Annotated in this window: 13 protein-coding genes; 12 read left to right on the forward strand and 1 reads right to left on the reverse strand. The window is 59.9% G+C overall.

Annotated features, from left to right (window positions below):
• The first annotated feature begins 39 nt into the window (after nt 1-39).
• Together AAA138_RS00240 and AAA138_RS00245 are read left to right on the forward strand one after the other, a co-directional pair.
• Nucleotides 40-1,065: an aminotransferase class V-fold PLP-dependent enzyme gene (locus AAA138_RS00240; protein ID WP_349089130.1), complete on the forward strand. Its 1,026-nt coding sequence runs from the start codon at nt 40-42 to the stop codon at nt 1,063-1,065.
• Between the two features lie 78 nt (nt 1,066-1,143).
• Complete coding sequence (locus tag AAA138_RS00245) at nt 1,144-1,725, forward strand: N-acetyltransferase family protein (protein WP_349089131.1); 582 nt, start codon at nt 1,144-1,146, stop codon at nt 1,723-1,725.
• Between the two features lie 45 nt (nt 1,726-1,770).
• Here AAA138_RS00245 and AAA138_RS00250 read toward each other — a convergent pair whose 3' ends face one another.
• The gene (locus AAA138_RS00250) at nt 1,771-2,493 is read right to left on the reverse strand and encodes a GntR family transcriptional regulator (RefSeq protein ID WP_349089132.1); all 723 of its coding nucleotides are present in this window, start codon (nt 2,491-2,493) and stop codon (nt 1,771-1,773) included.
• A gap of 205 nt (nt 2,494-2,698) precedes the next feature.
• Between AAA138_RS00250 and AAA138_RS00255 the strand changes: the two genes are divergently transcribed.
• The 10 genes from AAA138_RS00255 (at nt 2,699) to AAA138_RS00300 (ending at nt 14,352) form a co-directional block, all read left to right on the forward strand.
• The gene (locus AAA138_RS00255) at nt 2,699-3,691 is read left to right on the forward strand and encodes an SIS domain-containing protein (RefSeq protein ID WP_349076956.1); all 993 of its coding nucleotides are present in this window, start codon (nt 2,699-2,701) and stop codon (nt 3,689-3,691) included.
• A 389-nt stretch (nt 3,692-4,080) separates the two neighbouring features.
• A complete protein-coding gene (locus AAA138_RS00260; RefSeq protein WP_346976989.1) occupies nt 4,081-5,163 on the forward strand; it encodes a DMT family transporter in 1,083 nt (360 codons plus the stop codon).
• A 183-nt stretch (nt 5,164-5,346) separates the two neighbouring features.
• A complete protein-coding gene (locus tag AAA138_RS00265) occupies nt 5,347-6,270 on the forward strand; it encodes a PTS mannose/fructose/sorbose transporter subunit IIAB (RefSeq protein ID WP_349089133.1) in 924 nt (307 codons plus the stop codon).
• Between the two features lie 36 nt (nt 6,271-6,306).
• Entirely contained in the window at nt 6,307-7,101 is a 795-nt protein-coding gene (locus AAA138_RS00270) for a PTS sugar transporter subunit IIC (RefSeq protein ID WP_195246997.1), read from the forward strand.
• 13 nt (nt 7,102-7,114) lie between these two features.
• Complete coding sequence (locus AAA138_RS00275; RefSeq protein ID WP_161115155.1) at nt 7,115-7,948, forward strand: PTS system mannose/fructose/sorbose family transporter subunit IID; 834 nt, start codon at nt 7,115-7,117, stop codon at nt 7,946-7,948.
• Nucleotides 7,949-8,147: 199 nt separating this feature from the next.
• Nucleotides 8,148-9,131, forward strand: a complete 984-nt coding sequence (locus AAA138_RS00280) for an SIS domain-containing protein (protein WP_035136781.1) — start codon at nt 8,148-8,150, stop codon at nt 9,129-9,131.
• Nucleotides 9,132-9,292: 161 nt separating this feature from the next.
• Nucleotides 9,293-9,922 carry an HAD family phosphatase gene (locus tag AAA138_RS00285; RefSeq protein ID WP_349089134.1) on the forward strand — a complete coding sequence of 210 codons (630 nt, stop codon included), beginning with the start codon at nt 9,293-9,295 and terminating at the stop codon, nt 9,920-9,922.
• A 174-nt stretch (nt 9,923-10,096) separates the two neighbouring features.
• Nucleotides 10,097-11,104: a YitT family protein gene (locus AAA138_RS00290; protein WP_349089135.1), complete on the forward strand. Its 1,008-nt coding sequence runs from the start codon at nt 10,097-10,099 to the stop codon at nt 11,102-11,104.
• 219 nt (nt 11,105-11,323) lie between these two features.
• Nucleotides 11,324-12,043: a GntR family transcriptional regulator gene (locus AAA138_RS00295; protein WP_152067315.1), complete on the forward strand. Its 720-nt coding sequence runs from the start codon at nt 11,324-11,326 to the stop codon at nt 12,041-12,043.
• A gap of 332 nt (nt 12,044-12,375) precedes the next feature.
• Nucleotides 12,376-14,352: an ATP-dependent DNA helicase RecQ gene (locus AAA138_RS00300; protein ID WP_349089136.1), complete on the forward strand. Its 1,977-nt coding sequence runs from the start codon at nt 12,376-12,378 to the stop codon at nt 14,350-14,352.

Below are 14,352 nucleotides of genomic sequence, written 5' to 3' on the forward strand. Positions count from 1 at the left end.
TTGAATCATCTGGCCGATACCCGGTAAGAGAGGATTGCCATGCTCGCGTTTAACAACGACTATTCCCACGGCGCACATCCGGCAGTGCTGCAGGCGCTCGTCGACACCAATATGGAGCCGCAGCCCGGCTACGGTACCGATGCGCACACCGAGCGTGCCAAGCAGCTTATCCGCGAGGCCTGTCAGGCCCCCGATGCCGACGTGTTTTTTCTGGTGGGCGGCACGCAGGCCAACGCGACGGTGATTGACATGCTGCTCGCGCCGTACGAGGGCGTCGTTGCTGCCGAGACCGGCCACGTCGCCTGCCACGAGGCGGGCGCCATCGAGTTTGGCGGTCACAAGGTGCTCACCATCCCCGGCTACGAGGGCAAGATGCACGCCGAGGATCTGGAGAACTATATCCAGGTGTTCTACGAAAACGAGAGCTACGAGCACACGGTGTTCCCGGGTGCCGTGTACGTGAGCCTATCGACCGAGTACGGCACGCTGTACTCCAAGGCCGAGCTCGCGGCGATTCACGCGGTGTGCCAGAAGCGCGAGATTCCGCTGTTTGTGGATGGCGCCCGCCTGGCCTATGCGCTGGCGGCCGATGAGTGCGACATTACCCTGCCCGAGTTGGCGCAGCTGTGTGACGTGTTCTACATCGGCGGCACCAAGTGCGGTGCGCTTTGCGGCGAGGCCGTGGTGTTTTGCGGCATGCGCGCCCCGGCGCATCCCATTCCGCGTATTAAGCAGCATGGCGCACTGCTTGCCAAGGGCCGCCTGACGGGCGTGCAGTTTGAGGCACTCTTTACCGACGGCCTGTATTTTGAGATTGGTCGCCAGGCGATTGAAACCGCTCAGGCGCTGCGTCGCGTGCTGCACGAGCACGGCTACCAGTTCTTTTTGGAGACGCCGACCAACCAGCAGTTTGTGATTCTGCCCAACGAGGATATGGCCCGCATTCGCGAGCATGCCTCGATCGAGTACTGGGAAAAGTACGATGACACCCACACGGTGGTGCGTTTTTGCACCAGCTGGGCCACGACGCAGGAGGATATCGACGCGCTGGCGGCTGTCCTGTAGCCTGATGTAATGACAAGGGGCCTCCTTGCGCCTGGGTTTGGCACAAGGTGGCCTTTGCTTTTGAGGGGGAGGGGCCGTATGCCCGAGATGTCCGAGCCGACGATTCGCCTGGCGACGCCCGAAGACGCGCCGGCGTTGCTTGCCATCTATGAGCCGTATGTGCGCCAGACGGCGATTACCTGTGAATACGAGGTGCCGAGCGTTGAGGAGTTCGCCGGGCGCATCGAGCGTACGCTCAAGCGCTATCCGTATCTGGTGATGGAGTTGGACGGGCGTCCGGTAGGCTATGCCTATGTGAGTCCGCTCAACAGCCGCGAGGCATATGACTGGTCGGTCGAGACGTCGATCTACCTGGCGCGCGACGTGCGCCACGGCGGGCTGGGCCGCAAGCTGCACGATGCTCTCAAGCAATGCTTGATTGCGATGGGCATCACCAACATGTGTGCGCTCATCGCCGTGCCGCACGACAAGGACGACGAGCATCTGACGCACAACAGTCAGGATTTCCATGCCCATATGGGATATCGCCTGGTGGGCGCCTTTGACCGCTGCGCCCAAAAGTTCGGCCGCTGGTACGACATGTGTTGGATGGAGCTGGTCCTAGCCGAGCGCACGCCCAACCAACCCAAGCCAACCTGGTTCCCCGACCTCCTCGCCTAAAACCACCACAAAGGTGCCTGTCCCCTTTGCGGTGGTTTTGGCAGGTTAGCCGATGGGCTCGGTGTATTTGGCGCGGTCGGTGCGTTGGATGCGCTTGGAGACATGGAGCGGGCGGCCGTCGGTGTCGTAGACGTAGTCGGTGATCAGGATCAGCGCCTGCCCGCGCTCAACGTTGAGTAAAAACGCCTCATTTTGCGAGGCGTAGCACACCTCAAAGGTCTTGTGCCCCTGTGCCGGCGCGCGATGGAATTCTTGGCGCAGCGTGGCGTAGAGTGAACCGTTGATATCGCGATCGATGAGTGCCTCAAAGCTCGGTGGTAGATAGGTGGTCTCCAGGCACAGTGGCGCATCGTCCAGATAACGCAGACGGACAAGTTTGACGAGCTTGCTGCCCACGGCGGCATCAAAGAACTTAGCTATGCTGCCGGCCGCCTTGGTAAGACCCGAGTCCACCGTGCGCGTGGTGGGCTTCATACCCCGACCCTGTATCTGCGCCGTATAGCTCGAAAATACCAGGTTGTTCTCGTGGAGTGCCGGCGTGTCGGCCACAAAGGCACCACGCCCGCGCTCGGTGCGAAGCAGGCCTTCGTCAACTAACACCTTAAGGGCATGGCGCACGGTGCTGCGCGACAGCCCCGATTCGCCCATGAGCTCCATCTCGGACGGCAGCTTGTCTCCGCGTGCGTAGGTGCCGGCGGCGATGCGGTCGCGCAGCATGCCCGCCAAGCGCTCGTATTGGGCCAGTTTCTTTTTAGACGAAGCGTTCATGCGATCAACCTGTATCTAACTTGTATGCGTATCTAATCAAGCATGTATTCAATACAACAACAAAACCGCTGGTATCCAGTTATCGAAAACCGCATCAGCAAAATTTCTAAGACAAATATAGCATACAACTAGTCGACATAACCAAAACATGTATGTAACTTGTATGCCATCGAGAGCATCAAACGAGAAGAAAGGCTGATGCACGATGACTACTCAGGAACAGGTTAAGGACGTCGTCTCCCAAGTTTTGGCTGACAAGGCTGACAAGGGCGGCATCAAGCGCGTCGTGTGGATTGGCGCCGGCGGATCCAACGGCGGTAACTATCCTGCCCAGTACTTTATGGAGCACGAGGCCACGCAGGTCGTGAGCTCCAGCTACACCAGCAACGAGTTCGTGCACGCCACGCCCGCCTATGTCAACGAGAACACTCTGGCCGTCGTCGTGTCCATGCGCGGCACCAAGGAGACCATCGTCGCCGCCCAGGTCGCCAAGGACCACGGCGCCAGCACCATCGCCATCTATGTTGACGAGTCCGGCCTCACCGAGGTCTGCGACTACAAGATCCAGTACGACAGCCTGGCCGTCGACGAGTCCTGCATGGGCCGTACCAACTCCGCCGTCGTGACCATGATCGCCATGGAGCTCACGCAGCAGACCGAGGGCTATGCCGAGTACGAGACCGCCATGGCCGCCTTCGACCTGATCGATCCCATCTATCGCAAAGCCGTCGAGTACACCCGTCCGCTCGCTGCCAAGTGGGCCGAGCAGAACGCCGACAAGCCCTGCATTAACGTGATGGCCCAGGGCCCGCTTTTTGGTGCCGCCTACGTCTTTAGCATCTGCAACGTGCAGGAGATGCTGCAGATCGACTCCTGCACCATCAACACCTGTGACTTCTTCCACGGCCCCTTCGAGATCCTGGACAAGCGCACCTCGCTGTTCCAGCTCATCAGCGTCGGCCGCAGCCGCTGCAACGACGAGCGCGGCATCCGCTTCGTCAACCAGTACGGTGGCGAGCGCGTCTATCAGCTCGACGCCAAAGAGCTCGGCCTCAACGACATCAAGGACAGCGTGAGCGAGTACTTCAACCACCTGATCTTTGCCCCGATCCTCAACAACGTCTACATGCGCGCGCTCTCTGCCGTCACCCACAAGGACTATATGACGCGCCGCTACATGTGGAAGCTTGAGTATTAGTTACGCGGTTTTACCAAACCGCGTAACGGCTCGACGCTGCGCGGTCCGCATTTGGGCAATCTGACGTTCAACTTCAAGGGCGCGACCAGAAAGTCAGCGCCCTTTCGTTTCACGTCACCTTGCCTCAAATGCGGCCCGCTCGCTGACTTATGCTCAACCAGCGGCGCCTTAGACGTTGGGGACGTTCCTTTTCTGCCGGCAGTTGGGGACAGTCCTAGTCGTTGGGGGGCGTTCTTGAATGACCAGTCATTTAAGAACGCCCCCAATGAGTACCCAATGAGTGTGTGGGCGAGCGGATTTTCCCGCTCGCCGATTTGTGTCTTGAAAAATGTATATAACGACTATAACGTAGTGTGAAACATATTGGAAACAATACCGAGGAGGCTGCGTTGAAGAAAAGCAATCTGGGCTATGTGCTGGTGCTGGTCGCCGCGCTTATGTGGGGCAGCATCGGAATCTTTGTAAACGGCATCTCGGCCATGGGCGTTTCGTCCCAGAGCATGGCTGCCTTTCGCTTGTTGGTCGGAGCGCTTATCTTGGCGCCGGTCCTGATGTTTATGGGCTGCCGTCCGGGTGAGGGGTCTACCGTGGCTCAGGGTCCGCTGGCACTGTTCAAGGCAAGCCCTAAAGAGCTTGTTCCCTGCGCGCTTGTCGGTATCGTCGGTTTGGCCGCCGCCAACACCTGCTATTACGAGTGCATGGGCGAGGTGGGCATGTCCACGGCCTCGGTGCTGCTCTACACCTCGCCGGTGTTTGGCGTCATGCTCGGCCGCGTGCTTTATCGCGAGGACGTGACCCCCAACAAGCTCGTTGCCATTGTCTTTAACATCGTTGGCTGCGTGCTTGCAGTGACCAATGGCGACCTTTCCGGTTTCCATTTTTCGGTTTGGGGCGTCACGTCGGGCGTGATTGCAGGCCTTTGTGGTGCGTCGCTCGCGGTGTTTAGCCGGATAGCAACCAAGACGGTCCACCCGCTGGCTGTCACGTTTTGGGGCTTTGTTTTTGGCGGTGCGGTTATGGCGGCTATCGCGGCTCCGTGGCCGGATGTCGCCGCGGCAATGTCGCCACAGCTGCTGCTGCTGTTCCTTGGCTTTGGACTTATCCCCACAGCTGTGGCCTACATCTTATATATGCAGGGTCTGTCCATGGGGCTCGAGACATCGAAAGTTCCCGTCGTAATGTCATTCGAGACGGTCGTCACCGTACTGCTGGGCATTGGTGTCTACGCCGAGCCCGCCGGCGCGATCAAAGTCCTGGGCATCGTGCTGGTGCTCGCGTCCATCCTGATTATGAACACCGACTTCTCTAAGCTGCGCAACAGCGTGTTTGTCGGTCATGTCATTGAGAGCATGACCTTTAAGCCCAACGCGTGGTGGACGGAGAAATCGCAGGACATGGATCTGTTTAAGGAGCGTACCGGCATCGCGCTGGAACCCACCGTGCAGGAAAGCCCCTGGTACTTCGTACGATAGAGGATTGCGCGCAGGGTCTGACCTGGGGTTATCCAGCCAGCACCGGCCTATCCAACCCCAACGTTTCAAGTACGTTAAACCCGTCAACGGTCGATTTTCACCCGCGAACGGTCTTTATACTAATTAGCAATATAAGCAACGTATAAGACGTTATAATGACCATAACGAAAAGGAGGAGGCAAGATGAATCAGATCATTCTCGCATCTCATGGCGGCCTGGCCGCAGGCGCCAAAGACACGCTCGAGATGGTTCTCGGCGACGTGTCGAACGTCCACGTCGTGTCGCTTGCTCGTGACGACAAGGAGCCCATCACCAATAAGGTGGACGCCATGATCGCCACGTTCAACGCGGACGACACCGTCTATGTGCTGACCGATATGCTCGGCAGCTCGGTCAACAACAACATGGTCGAGCTTTCCAAGAACGGCACGAAGTTCACGGTTGTCAGCGGTTTCAACATCCCGCTGGCGCTCACGCTCGCTATGAGCCCCGTCCCCGTCAAGGGTGCCGAGCTCGCAGCCCTCATCAACGAGGCCCGCACCGGTCTGACCAACCCCAACGCACCGGTCGAGGCTGCCGCGGCTCCCGCCAAGAAGGCCAAGGCGCCCCGTCACAGCTCCGGTCCCGCCAAGATCGTCCTCGCACGCCTTGACTACCGTCTGCTGCACGGCCAGGTCGTCTTTACCTGGACCACCAAGGTCCAGGCCGAGCGCATCATCGTCGTCGACAACGCTGCCGCCAACGATGACATCAAGAAGGGCGCTCTTAAGCTGGCCAAGCCCCAGGGCGTGCGCCTGAACGTCTTCACCGTCGAGCGTGCCCTCGCCAAGATGGACAAGCTCAACACCCTCGGCGAGCGCGTCATGTTCGTCTTTGGCAACACGGCCGAGATGCTGCAGTTCTGCCAGGGCTACAAGCTCGACGCCATCAACTTGGGTGCCACCGCCAACCACGACGGTGCCGATCAGGTCGGCGGCAAGGACAGCTCCGTCTTCCTTGACGCCACCCAGAAGGCCGACGTCAACCAGCTGCTCGACATGGGCATCAAGCTCTACGTCCAGCAGACCCCTACGTATCAGAGCGTCGACATCGACGCCAAGCTGTAATCAACCAGGCTTTTGCCTGACTGAAAGGAGAAGGGTATGAATACGTTCATCAGTGCGGTGCTCGTCGGCCTCGTCGGCGTGTTCTGCATGTGGGACTCCCGCCTGCTCGGTCGTCTTAACTTCGAGCAGCCCCTCGTTGGCGCTACGCTCGTCGGTCTGCTGTTGGGCGATGTGCCCACCGGCCTTGCCGTCGGTGCCGCCGTCGAGCTCGTGTCCATGGGCCTGGTGCAGGTCGGCGCCGCCGTTCCGCCCGATATGGTCCTGGGCGGCATCGTGGCCGCTGCCTTTGCGTGCCTGACCGATGCTTCCGCCGAGACCGCCATGACGATCGCCATCCCGGTCGCCGTCCTGGGTCAGCTCCTCGGCATCGTGTTCCGTTCCATCATCGCCGTCCTCACCCATGTGGCAGATAACGCGATTGATAACGGAAAGTTCAAGACCGCCTACCGTATGCACATCTGCGCCGGCTCCGGTTTGTACGCCATCATGTACTTCCTGCCGATCTTCCTCGCCGTCTTTGTTGGCACCGACCTGGTTCAGGCCATCGTCAACATGGTTCCCGAGTGGCTGTCCACTGGTCTTAACGTTTCGACCAAGATCATGACCGCCTACGGCTTGGCCCTGCTGCTCACCATGATGATCAAGAAGGGTATGACTCCGTTCCTGTTCATCGGTTTCCTGCTCGCCGCTTACCTCAACCTGTCCGTCATCGCGGTCGCTCTGATCGGTGTGTGCCTGGCTGTCGTCTTCATGGGCTTCAAGTTTAACGGTTCCCATGCAGCCGCCGGTGTCGATTCCGACTACGATCCGCTCGAAGACGACGAAGACTAAGGAGGAACACACTATGGCAACCGCAACCAAGGACGTGTCCCTGAACAAGAAGGTCAGCCAGTTCTTCTGGCGCTCCTGGGCCATCCAGGCCTCTTGGAACTACGAGCGTCAGATGAACATGGGCTTCCTCTACGGTATGGTTCCCACGCTCGATCGCCTCTATCCGGACGAGTCCGACCCCAAGCAGCTTGCTGCTAAGAAAGAGGCTTACCACCGTCACATGGCGTTCTACAACTGCACCCCGCAGACGAGCGCTTTCATCCTGGGCCTCGCCGCCTCCATGGAGGAGGAGTACGCCAAGGATCCCGAGAACTTCAACCCTGATTCGATTAACGCGGTCAAGACCTCCCTTATGGGCCCGCTTTCCGGCATCGGTGACTCCTTCTTCCAGGGCACCATCCGCGTTATCGCCTTTGGCTTGGGCGTTCAGCTGGCTCAGCAGGGCTCCATCATGGGCCCGATCCTGGCCCTTCTCATCTCCATCGTCCCCTCCGTGCTGATTACTTGGTTCGCAGCCAAGATGGGCTATCAGGGCGGCCACGAGTACCTGAGCAAGCTTCAGGGCGGCGACCTCATGGAGAAGCTCATGTATGTCTGCGGCATCGTGGGTCTTATGTCCGTGGGCGGCATGATCGCCACGCTGATCGGCGCCACCACCCCGCTGCAGTTCGCTGACGGCACCGTCGTTATCCAGGACATCCTGGACAGCATGATGCCCCAGATGATCTCCCTTGGCCTCACCGGCCTTATGTACTGGCTCATCAAGAAGAACGTCAACACCGGTTGGCTTCTCGTGATCGCCATTGTGGGCGGCATCGCCCTCTCCGCGGTCGGCATCCTGGCTTAGTCGCGACTAAGCGCCTAACCGCTTTCCCCCGGGGGCCTGCCTGGCATCCCATACCCCAGGCAGGCTTCCATCCCCAAAATGCGACAATGGGACAGTCCCTTTGTCGCATCCTCAACGGGCCGGCGACTCGGTCCAAACCACAGTAACCCTGCGAGCGCCCGGCAATGTGGCGCCGCAAAAATTGAAAGGAATGTGTCAGATGTACGAGATCGACCTTAACCTCCCTAAGCAGATCGTCGCTGACGTCCTGTCCAACCACGAGATCCACAGCGTCGCTTTCGTCGGCTGCGGTGCCTCCATGTCCGACCTTTACCCCGCCAAGTACTTCCTGGCCAACAACACGGACAAGCTGAACGTTCAGATCTTCACCGCTAACGAGTTCAACTACGACACGCCTTCCTGGGTCAACGAGCACACCTTCGTGATCACCTGCTCCCTCGGTGGCTCCACGCCCGAGACCGTCGAGGCCAACAAGACCGCCAAGAAGCACAACTGCCCGGTCGTCTCCCTCACCAACAAGGCTGGCTCCGCTCTGACCGTCGACGCTGACTACGTCATCGTTCACGGCTTCCACGCCAACTTCGCTGCCAAGTGCGAGAAGCCCGGCTACGCCATCGCTCTTGCTGTCGAGATCCTTCAGCAGACCGAGGGCTATGACCACTACGAGGACATGATCACCGGCCTCACCAACGTCTTCGAGCTCTGCGAGAACGCCGCTCAGTCCTGCAAGAAGCTCGCCAAGAAGTTCGCCGAGGACTTCAAGGATGACAAGATGATCTACTTCATGGCTTCCGGTGCCTCCGAGAAGATGGCTTATTCTCACGCCGCCTTCCTGTTCACCGAGATGCAGTGGATCGACGCCGCCGCCTACAACACCGGCGAGTACTTCCACGGCCCGTTCGAGGTTTCCACCGAGGGTAAGCCCTACGTCTTCTTCATGTCCGATGGCGCTACCCGTCCGATGGACGCCCGCGCCCTCACCTTCCTTAAGCGCATGGGCGCCAAGGTCGCTCTGATCGACTCCAAGGACTACGGCCTGGCTGACGCCGTGCCCGCGAGCGTTGTCACCTACTTCAACCCGCTGCTGCACCTCGCCGTTATGCGTGAGTACGGCAACCAGATCGCCGAGGCCCGCCAGCACCCGCTGACCATGCGTCGCTACATGTGGAAGCTTTCCTACTAATCACAAGTAAGTAAACCTTACGGGTTGATTGAAAGGGGATGGGGTTTGCGCCCCGTCCCCTTTTTTTGCTCTGGGGAGGGCGTATCCCTCGCGCCACAAAACCTCAGATAAAACCTACCAAAATAAACCTGTCCCTTTTTGGCAGGTGGGAGGAGATGCGTATGATCAAGGCAGTGCTGTTTGATATGGACGGCGTGCTGGTCGATACCGAGTGGTTCTACAACCGTCGCCGCGTGGCGTTTATGGAAGAGAAGGGGTTCCACTTTGACGAGATCCCCGATCTTTCGGGGTCTAACGAGCCTGCCATTTGGGAGGCGCTGGTGCCCGACGATGTTGAGCTGCGCGAGCGCCTGCGCGTTGAGTACAAGCAGGTCTATAGCCCGGACCATCCCGTTCCGTATGCCGAGCTGCTCAACGAGCAGACGGAGCCGGTGATGCGTGAGCTGCACGAGCGCGGCGTGAAGTGCGCCATCGCGAGCTCGTCCTATCGCGAGCTAATCGACGAGCTGGTAGAGATTGCCGGTATCGCCGATGTGCTGGACTACACCATCAGCGGTCACGAGTGCAGTGCGTTTAAGCCCGACCCCGAGATCTACCTGCGTGCCATGGAGGCGCTGGGGGTGGAGCCTGCCGAGTGCCTGGTTATCGAGGATTCGCCTTTGGGGATCGAGGCTGGCAAACGTTCCGGCACCCGCGTCCTGGCACTGCGTCCGCACGAGGGCGTCAACCTCGATCAATCGCAAGCCGATGCCGTTATCGATAATCTGACTGACATCCTATCTGCCATCTAGCAGCAAACCACCACAAAGGGGACAGGCACCTTTGTGGTGGTTTTTATTGGGGCGACGTTTTTTGAAGGCAGTCGACGCCAAAACCACCACGAAGGTGCCTGTCCCCTTTGTGGTGGTCCATGCTACAATCGCGGGCATGCCCCACAACCACATCTGCCTTCGAAAGGAGCCTACGTGGCGAACGCCATCGATCAGCTCACGGACCGCGTGCTCATGCTCGGCCGCCTTACCATCGTCCGCCGCGCCATTACTGCCGTGGCGGTCACAATTTCCGCCGTTCTCCAGACATTTCTGATCCAGGCGTTCATTCAGCCCGCCGACCTGCTTCCGAGCGGTCTCACCGGTGTCGCGGTCCTGCTTGATCGCGTTACCTCGCTCGGCGGCGTTCACATCGACATCTCGCTCGGTATGCTCGCGCTCAACATCCCCGTGGCGCTCCTATGCTGGAGCGGCATTAGCAAGCGCTTCGTCATCTTCTCGATGATGCAGGTCGTGCTCTCGTCGCTGTTCCTCAACATCTTTCACTTTGCCCCGTTTTTGGGCGACAAGATCATGCTCATCATTTTTGGCGGCGTGGTCTCGGGTCTGGGCGCTGCCATCGCGCTTAAGTCCGGCGCATCCACCGGCGGCACCGACTTTATCGCGCTGTGGGTCTCCAACCACACGGGCAAGACCATCTGGGGCGTCATCTTTGGTTTCAACTGCTTTATCTTGGCGATCTTTGGTTTTATGTTTGGCTGGGACAAGGCGGCGTACTCCATCGTGTTCCAGTTTATTTCGACCAAGACCATCGACAGCTTCTATCGTCGCTACGACCGCGTGACGCTGCAGATCACGACGCGCAAGGCGGACGAGGTCATGACCGCCTATGTTGACCATTTTCAGCATGGCATTAGCTGTGCCGAGGTCATTGGCGGATACAGCCGCGAAAAGATGTACCTGCTGCACGCCGTTGTCTCGACCTACGAGAGCCAGGACATTATCAAGCTGGTGTGCGACATTGATCCCAGCGCCGTGATCAATGTGTTCCACACGCTCAACTTTGTGGGCGGCTGGTGGGGCGGTCATGTCGACGAGCCCATGCCCACGGCCGTGCCCGATCCCGACAAGCCCGCGCGCATGGCCAGCAGGCAGGCGCGCCTTAGTGAGCAGGACAGCCTGCGGCAGGACGACGGCAAGTAGGGTTTTGGCATTTTACCGGCCCGGCGCAACCCTTCCGTATGAGCCCCACGAAAGCCCCGTTGCTTTCGAGGGACTTTCGTTTGCCCAGATAAAACCTGCCAAAATGAAGCTGTCGCTTTTTGGTAGGGAGGGTGTATCGTTTTATCAATATGAGGTAACATGAAACTAGACGTTATATACGTATTAGTTATTTCAATATTTCGATAAGAGTGATTAGATATGCCTGCGCCCAAAAATGCACCGCTTTACCAGCAGATTTACGACGAAATCAAGGATGCGATCGAGAAAGGTGTTTATGCACCCAAGGAGCGTATTCCGTCCGAGCTTGAGCTAGCCGAGCAGTACGACGTGAGCCGCATTACGGTGCGCCGCGCCGTCGAGGAGCTGTGCTCCGATGGCTACCTGGTTAAGCAGCAGGGCCGTGGCACCTTTGTCTCCACGCCGCACATCAACCGCCAGTTCCACGCTTCGACGCTGCAGACGTTTACCGCGCTGTGTGCCGATAATGGCATGAAGGCGGGCGCGCATGTGGTCGATCGCCAGATTGTGCCGGCACGTCAAAACGAGATGGAGTTCTTTGGCCTGCAAAAGGACGCGCTGCTGCTGCATATTAAGCGCGTGCGTACAGCCGACGGCGAGCCCATCTTTGAGGAGAACATCTTTGTGCCGTTTGACGCCTACCGTGAGCTGTTGACGGCCGATCTTGAGGACAAGTCGATTTTTGCCGAGGTCGAGCGTGTTGGCGGAACGCCAATTGTCTCGGTTGGCTACCGCACGGTCGAGGCCGTTCGTGCCAATACCGAGCAGGCGGCCGAGCTGGGCATTGCTCCGCACGATCCGCTGCTCAACCTGCGTGCCGGCTTCACGGGCCCCAATGGCGAGCCGGTCCTGATGGGTAAGCAGTACTACGTGGGATCGCGCTACGTTATGGTCATGTAGCTCTAGTTGCGCGGTTTTCCAAACCGCGCAACGGCTCGACGCTGCAAGCCCGCCAGAGCGGCAATCTGCCTTTCAACTTCGGCGGCATGACCAGAAGGTCAATGCCGCCTCGTTTCAAGGCACCTTGCTCGCTCTGGCGGGCTTTCGCTGTCCGCGCCAAAACATCGGCGTTGCCGGGCCGGCACTTGGGGACGTTCCTTTTCTGCCGGCACCTGGGGACACTCCTTAGCCGTTGGGGGCGTTCTTAAACGACTAGTCTGGGCGGCGGCCGTGTGCTGCTGTCCGCGTGGCGGCGTATAATCGGCGGCAGATGATTCTGACGTTAGGAAACCATGACCGATAGCATGCAGCAGATGGCGCTCGACACGCTCGGCGCTTATTTTGGCTACACCTCGTTTCGCCCGGGGCAGGACCGCATGGTCGATGCGATCCTTGCCGGTCGCGATGCGCTGGGTGTTATGCCCACGGGCGCCGGCAAGTCCATTTGCTACCAGGTGCCCGCGCTCATGCTGCCCGGCATCACCTTTGTGGTGAGTCCGCTGCTGTCGCTTATGGAGGACCAGACCCGTGCGTTGCTCGCGGCGGGTGCGCGACCCAGCTATCTCAACTCCAGTCTTACTCCGGCCCAGCAAAACACCGTGCTCAAACGGGCGCGCGAGGGCCGCTACCAGCTTATGTACGTGGCGCCCGAGCGCCTGCTCGAGCCGCGCTTTTTAGCCTTTGCGCAGGAAGCTGCGGCCGAAGGTGGCATTGGCGTTCCACTCGTGGCCATTGACGAGGCCCACTGCGTAAGCCAATGGGGCCAGGATTTCCGTCCCGCCTACCTGCAGATTCGCGAGTTTATCGATTCGCTGCCGCGGCGCCCGATCGTGGCGGCGTTTACCGCCACGGCGACCGAGCGCATGCGCGCCGATATCCAGCAAATGCTCGGCCTGCAAAACCCGGCGACCGTGGTGACGGGTTTTGATCGCAAGAACCTCTACTTTGGTTGCGAGGAGATGGGCGACAAGGCCAAGGCCGCGTGGGTGCGTGACTACGTGATCGCGCATTCGAGCGAGAGCGGCATCGTGTATTGCTCGACCCGCAAGACGGTCGACGCTCTGGCCGCGGAGCTTGCCGAGGTACTGGGCCCCAGCGACATTCGCGTGGGCCGCTACCATGCCGGCATGGGCAACGACGCCCGTCGCCAGAGCCAGCGTGCCTTTATCGACGACGACATTCAGGTGATGGTTGCCACCAACGCCTTTGGCATGGGCATCGACAAGCCAAACGTGCGCTACGTGATCCATAACAACGTGCCCGAGAGCATCGAGGCCTACTACCAAGAGGCGGGCCGCGCTGGCCGCGATGGCGATCCGGCCAGCTGCCATCTGCTGTGGAACGGTAACGATTTTCGCATGCGCCGCTTTTTGATCGACCGCGGCGATGCGGCCGACGAGGCGCTTGACGACGAGCAGCGCGCGTGGGCGCTCCAGAACCGTTATCGCCTGCTCAGCCAGATGGAGGGCTACTGCAATACCACCGGCTGCCTGCGCGAATACATGCTGCGCTACTTTGGCGACGAGGCGGCGGCCGAGCATGCGGCAGCCGCCGCGGGCGGCACGGCAGACGACGCCGAGGGCTGCGGCAACTGCAGCAACTGTCTCACGCAGTTCGAGGTCGAGGACGTCACCGATATGGCTCGCGCCGCCGTGCGCTATGTGGCCACGCGTCCCATGCGCTTTGGCAAGTCGCTGATCGCCGATGTGCTCCACGGCGGCAACACCGAGCGCATTCGCCAGATGCGTTTGGACGAGGACCGCGGCTACGGTGAGCTGTCGAGCGAATCGGTCGGGCGCATCAAGGACATCATCGGCCAGCTGTGCGGCCGCGGCTATCTGGCCACCTCGCAGGGGCAGTACCCGGTCGTGGGCCTGGGCCCGCGTGCCGGCGAGGTCGAGGATGAGGCGTTTGCCTTTACCGTTAAGCGTCGCGCGTCCAAGCGCAAGGCCTCAGCCCGCGCCCGCCGTGCGGTGGATCTGCTGCGCGAGGAGGCCGAGCTGGATCAGCGCCCACGCGTGGGCGACGATGCCGAGCTGTTCGAGCGCCTGCGCGCCCTGCGCAAGGATATCTCGACCGAGCTGGAGATGGCGCCGTACATGGTCTTCTCCGACAAGGCCCTGCGCGGCCTGTGCCGCCTGCGCCCTCAGACGCGCGACGAGCTGATTCAGGTCAACGGCATTGGCGAGAAAAAGGCCGACGCCTTTGGCGAGCAGTTTATGGCGGCGATTGAAGAATTTGAGTCCGAGCATGCGCGGGATGGAGCGTAA

Source organism: Collinsella sp. CLA-JM-H32B, from assembly GCF_040098065.1.
In the GTDB taxonomy this organism is placed as follows: Bacteria; Actinomycetota; Coriobacteriia; order Coriobacteriales; family Coriobacteriaceae; genus Collinsella.

Bases quoted from the DNA above. Each gene is read 5' to 3' on its own strand.
- AAA138_RS00240 (WP_349089130.1), top strand. From the start codon at position 40: ATGCTCGCGTTTAACAACGACTATTCCCACGGCGCACATCCGGCAGTG.
- AAA138_RS00245 (WP_349089131.1), top strand. From the start codon at position 1,144: ATGCCCGAGATGTCCGAGCCGACGATTCGCCTGGCGACGCCCGAAGAC.
- AAA138_RS00250 (WP_349089132.1), bottom strand. From the start codon at position 2,493: ATGAACGCTTCGTCTAAAAAGAAACTGGCCCAATACGAGCGCTTGGCG.
- AAA138_RS00255 (WP_349076956.1), top strand. From the start codon at position 2,699: ATGACTACTCAGGAACAGGTTAAGGACGTCGTCTCCCAAGTTTTGGCT.
- AAA138_RS00265 (WP_349089133.1), top strand. From the start codon at position 5,347: ATGAATCAGATCATTCTCGCATCTCATGGCGGCCTGGCCGCAGGCGCC.
- AAA138_RS00270 (WP_195246997.1), top strand. From the start codon at position 6,307: ATGAATACGTTCATCAGTGCGGTGCTCGTCGGCCTCGTCGGCGTGTTC.
- AAA138_RS00275 (WP_161115155.1), top strand. From the start codon at position 7,115: ATGGCAACCGCAACCAAGGACGTGTCCCTGAACAAGAAGGTCAGCCAG.
- AAA138_RS00280 (WP_035136781.1), top strand. From the start codon at position 8,148: ATGTACGAGATCGACCTTAACCTCCCTAAGCAGATCGTCGCTGACGTC.
- AAA138_RS00285 (WP_349089134.1), top strand. From the start codon at position 9,293: ATGATCAAGGCAGTGCTGTTTGATATGGACGGCGTGCTGGTCGATACC.
- AAA138_RS00295 (WP_152067315.1), top strand. From the start codon at position 11,324: ATGCCTGCGCCCAAAAATGCACCGCTTTACCAGCAGATTTACGACGAA.
- AAA138_RS00300 (WP_349089136.1), top strand. From the start codon at position 12,376: ATGACCGATAGCATGCAGCAGATGGCGCTCGACACGCTCGGCGCTTAT.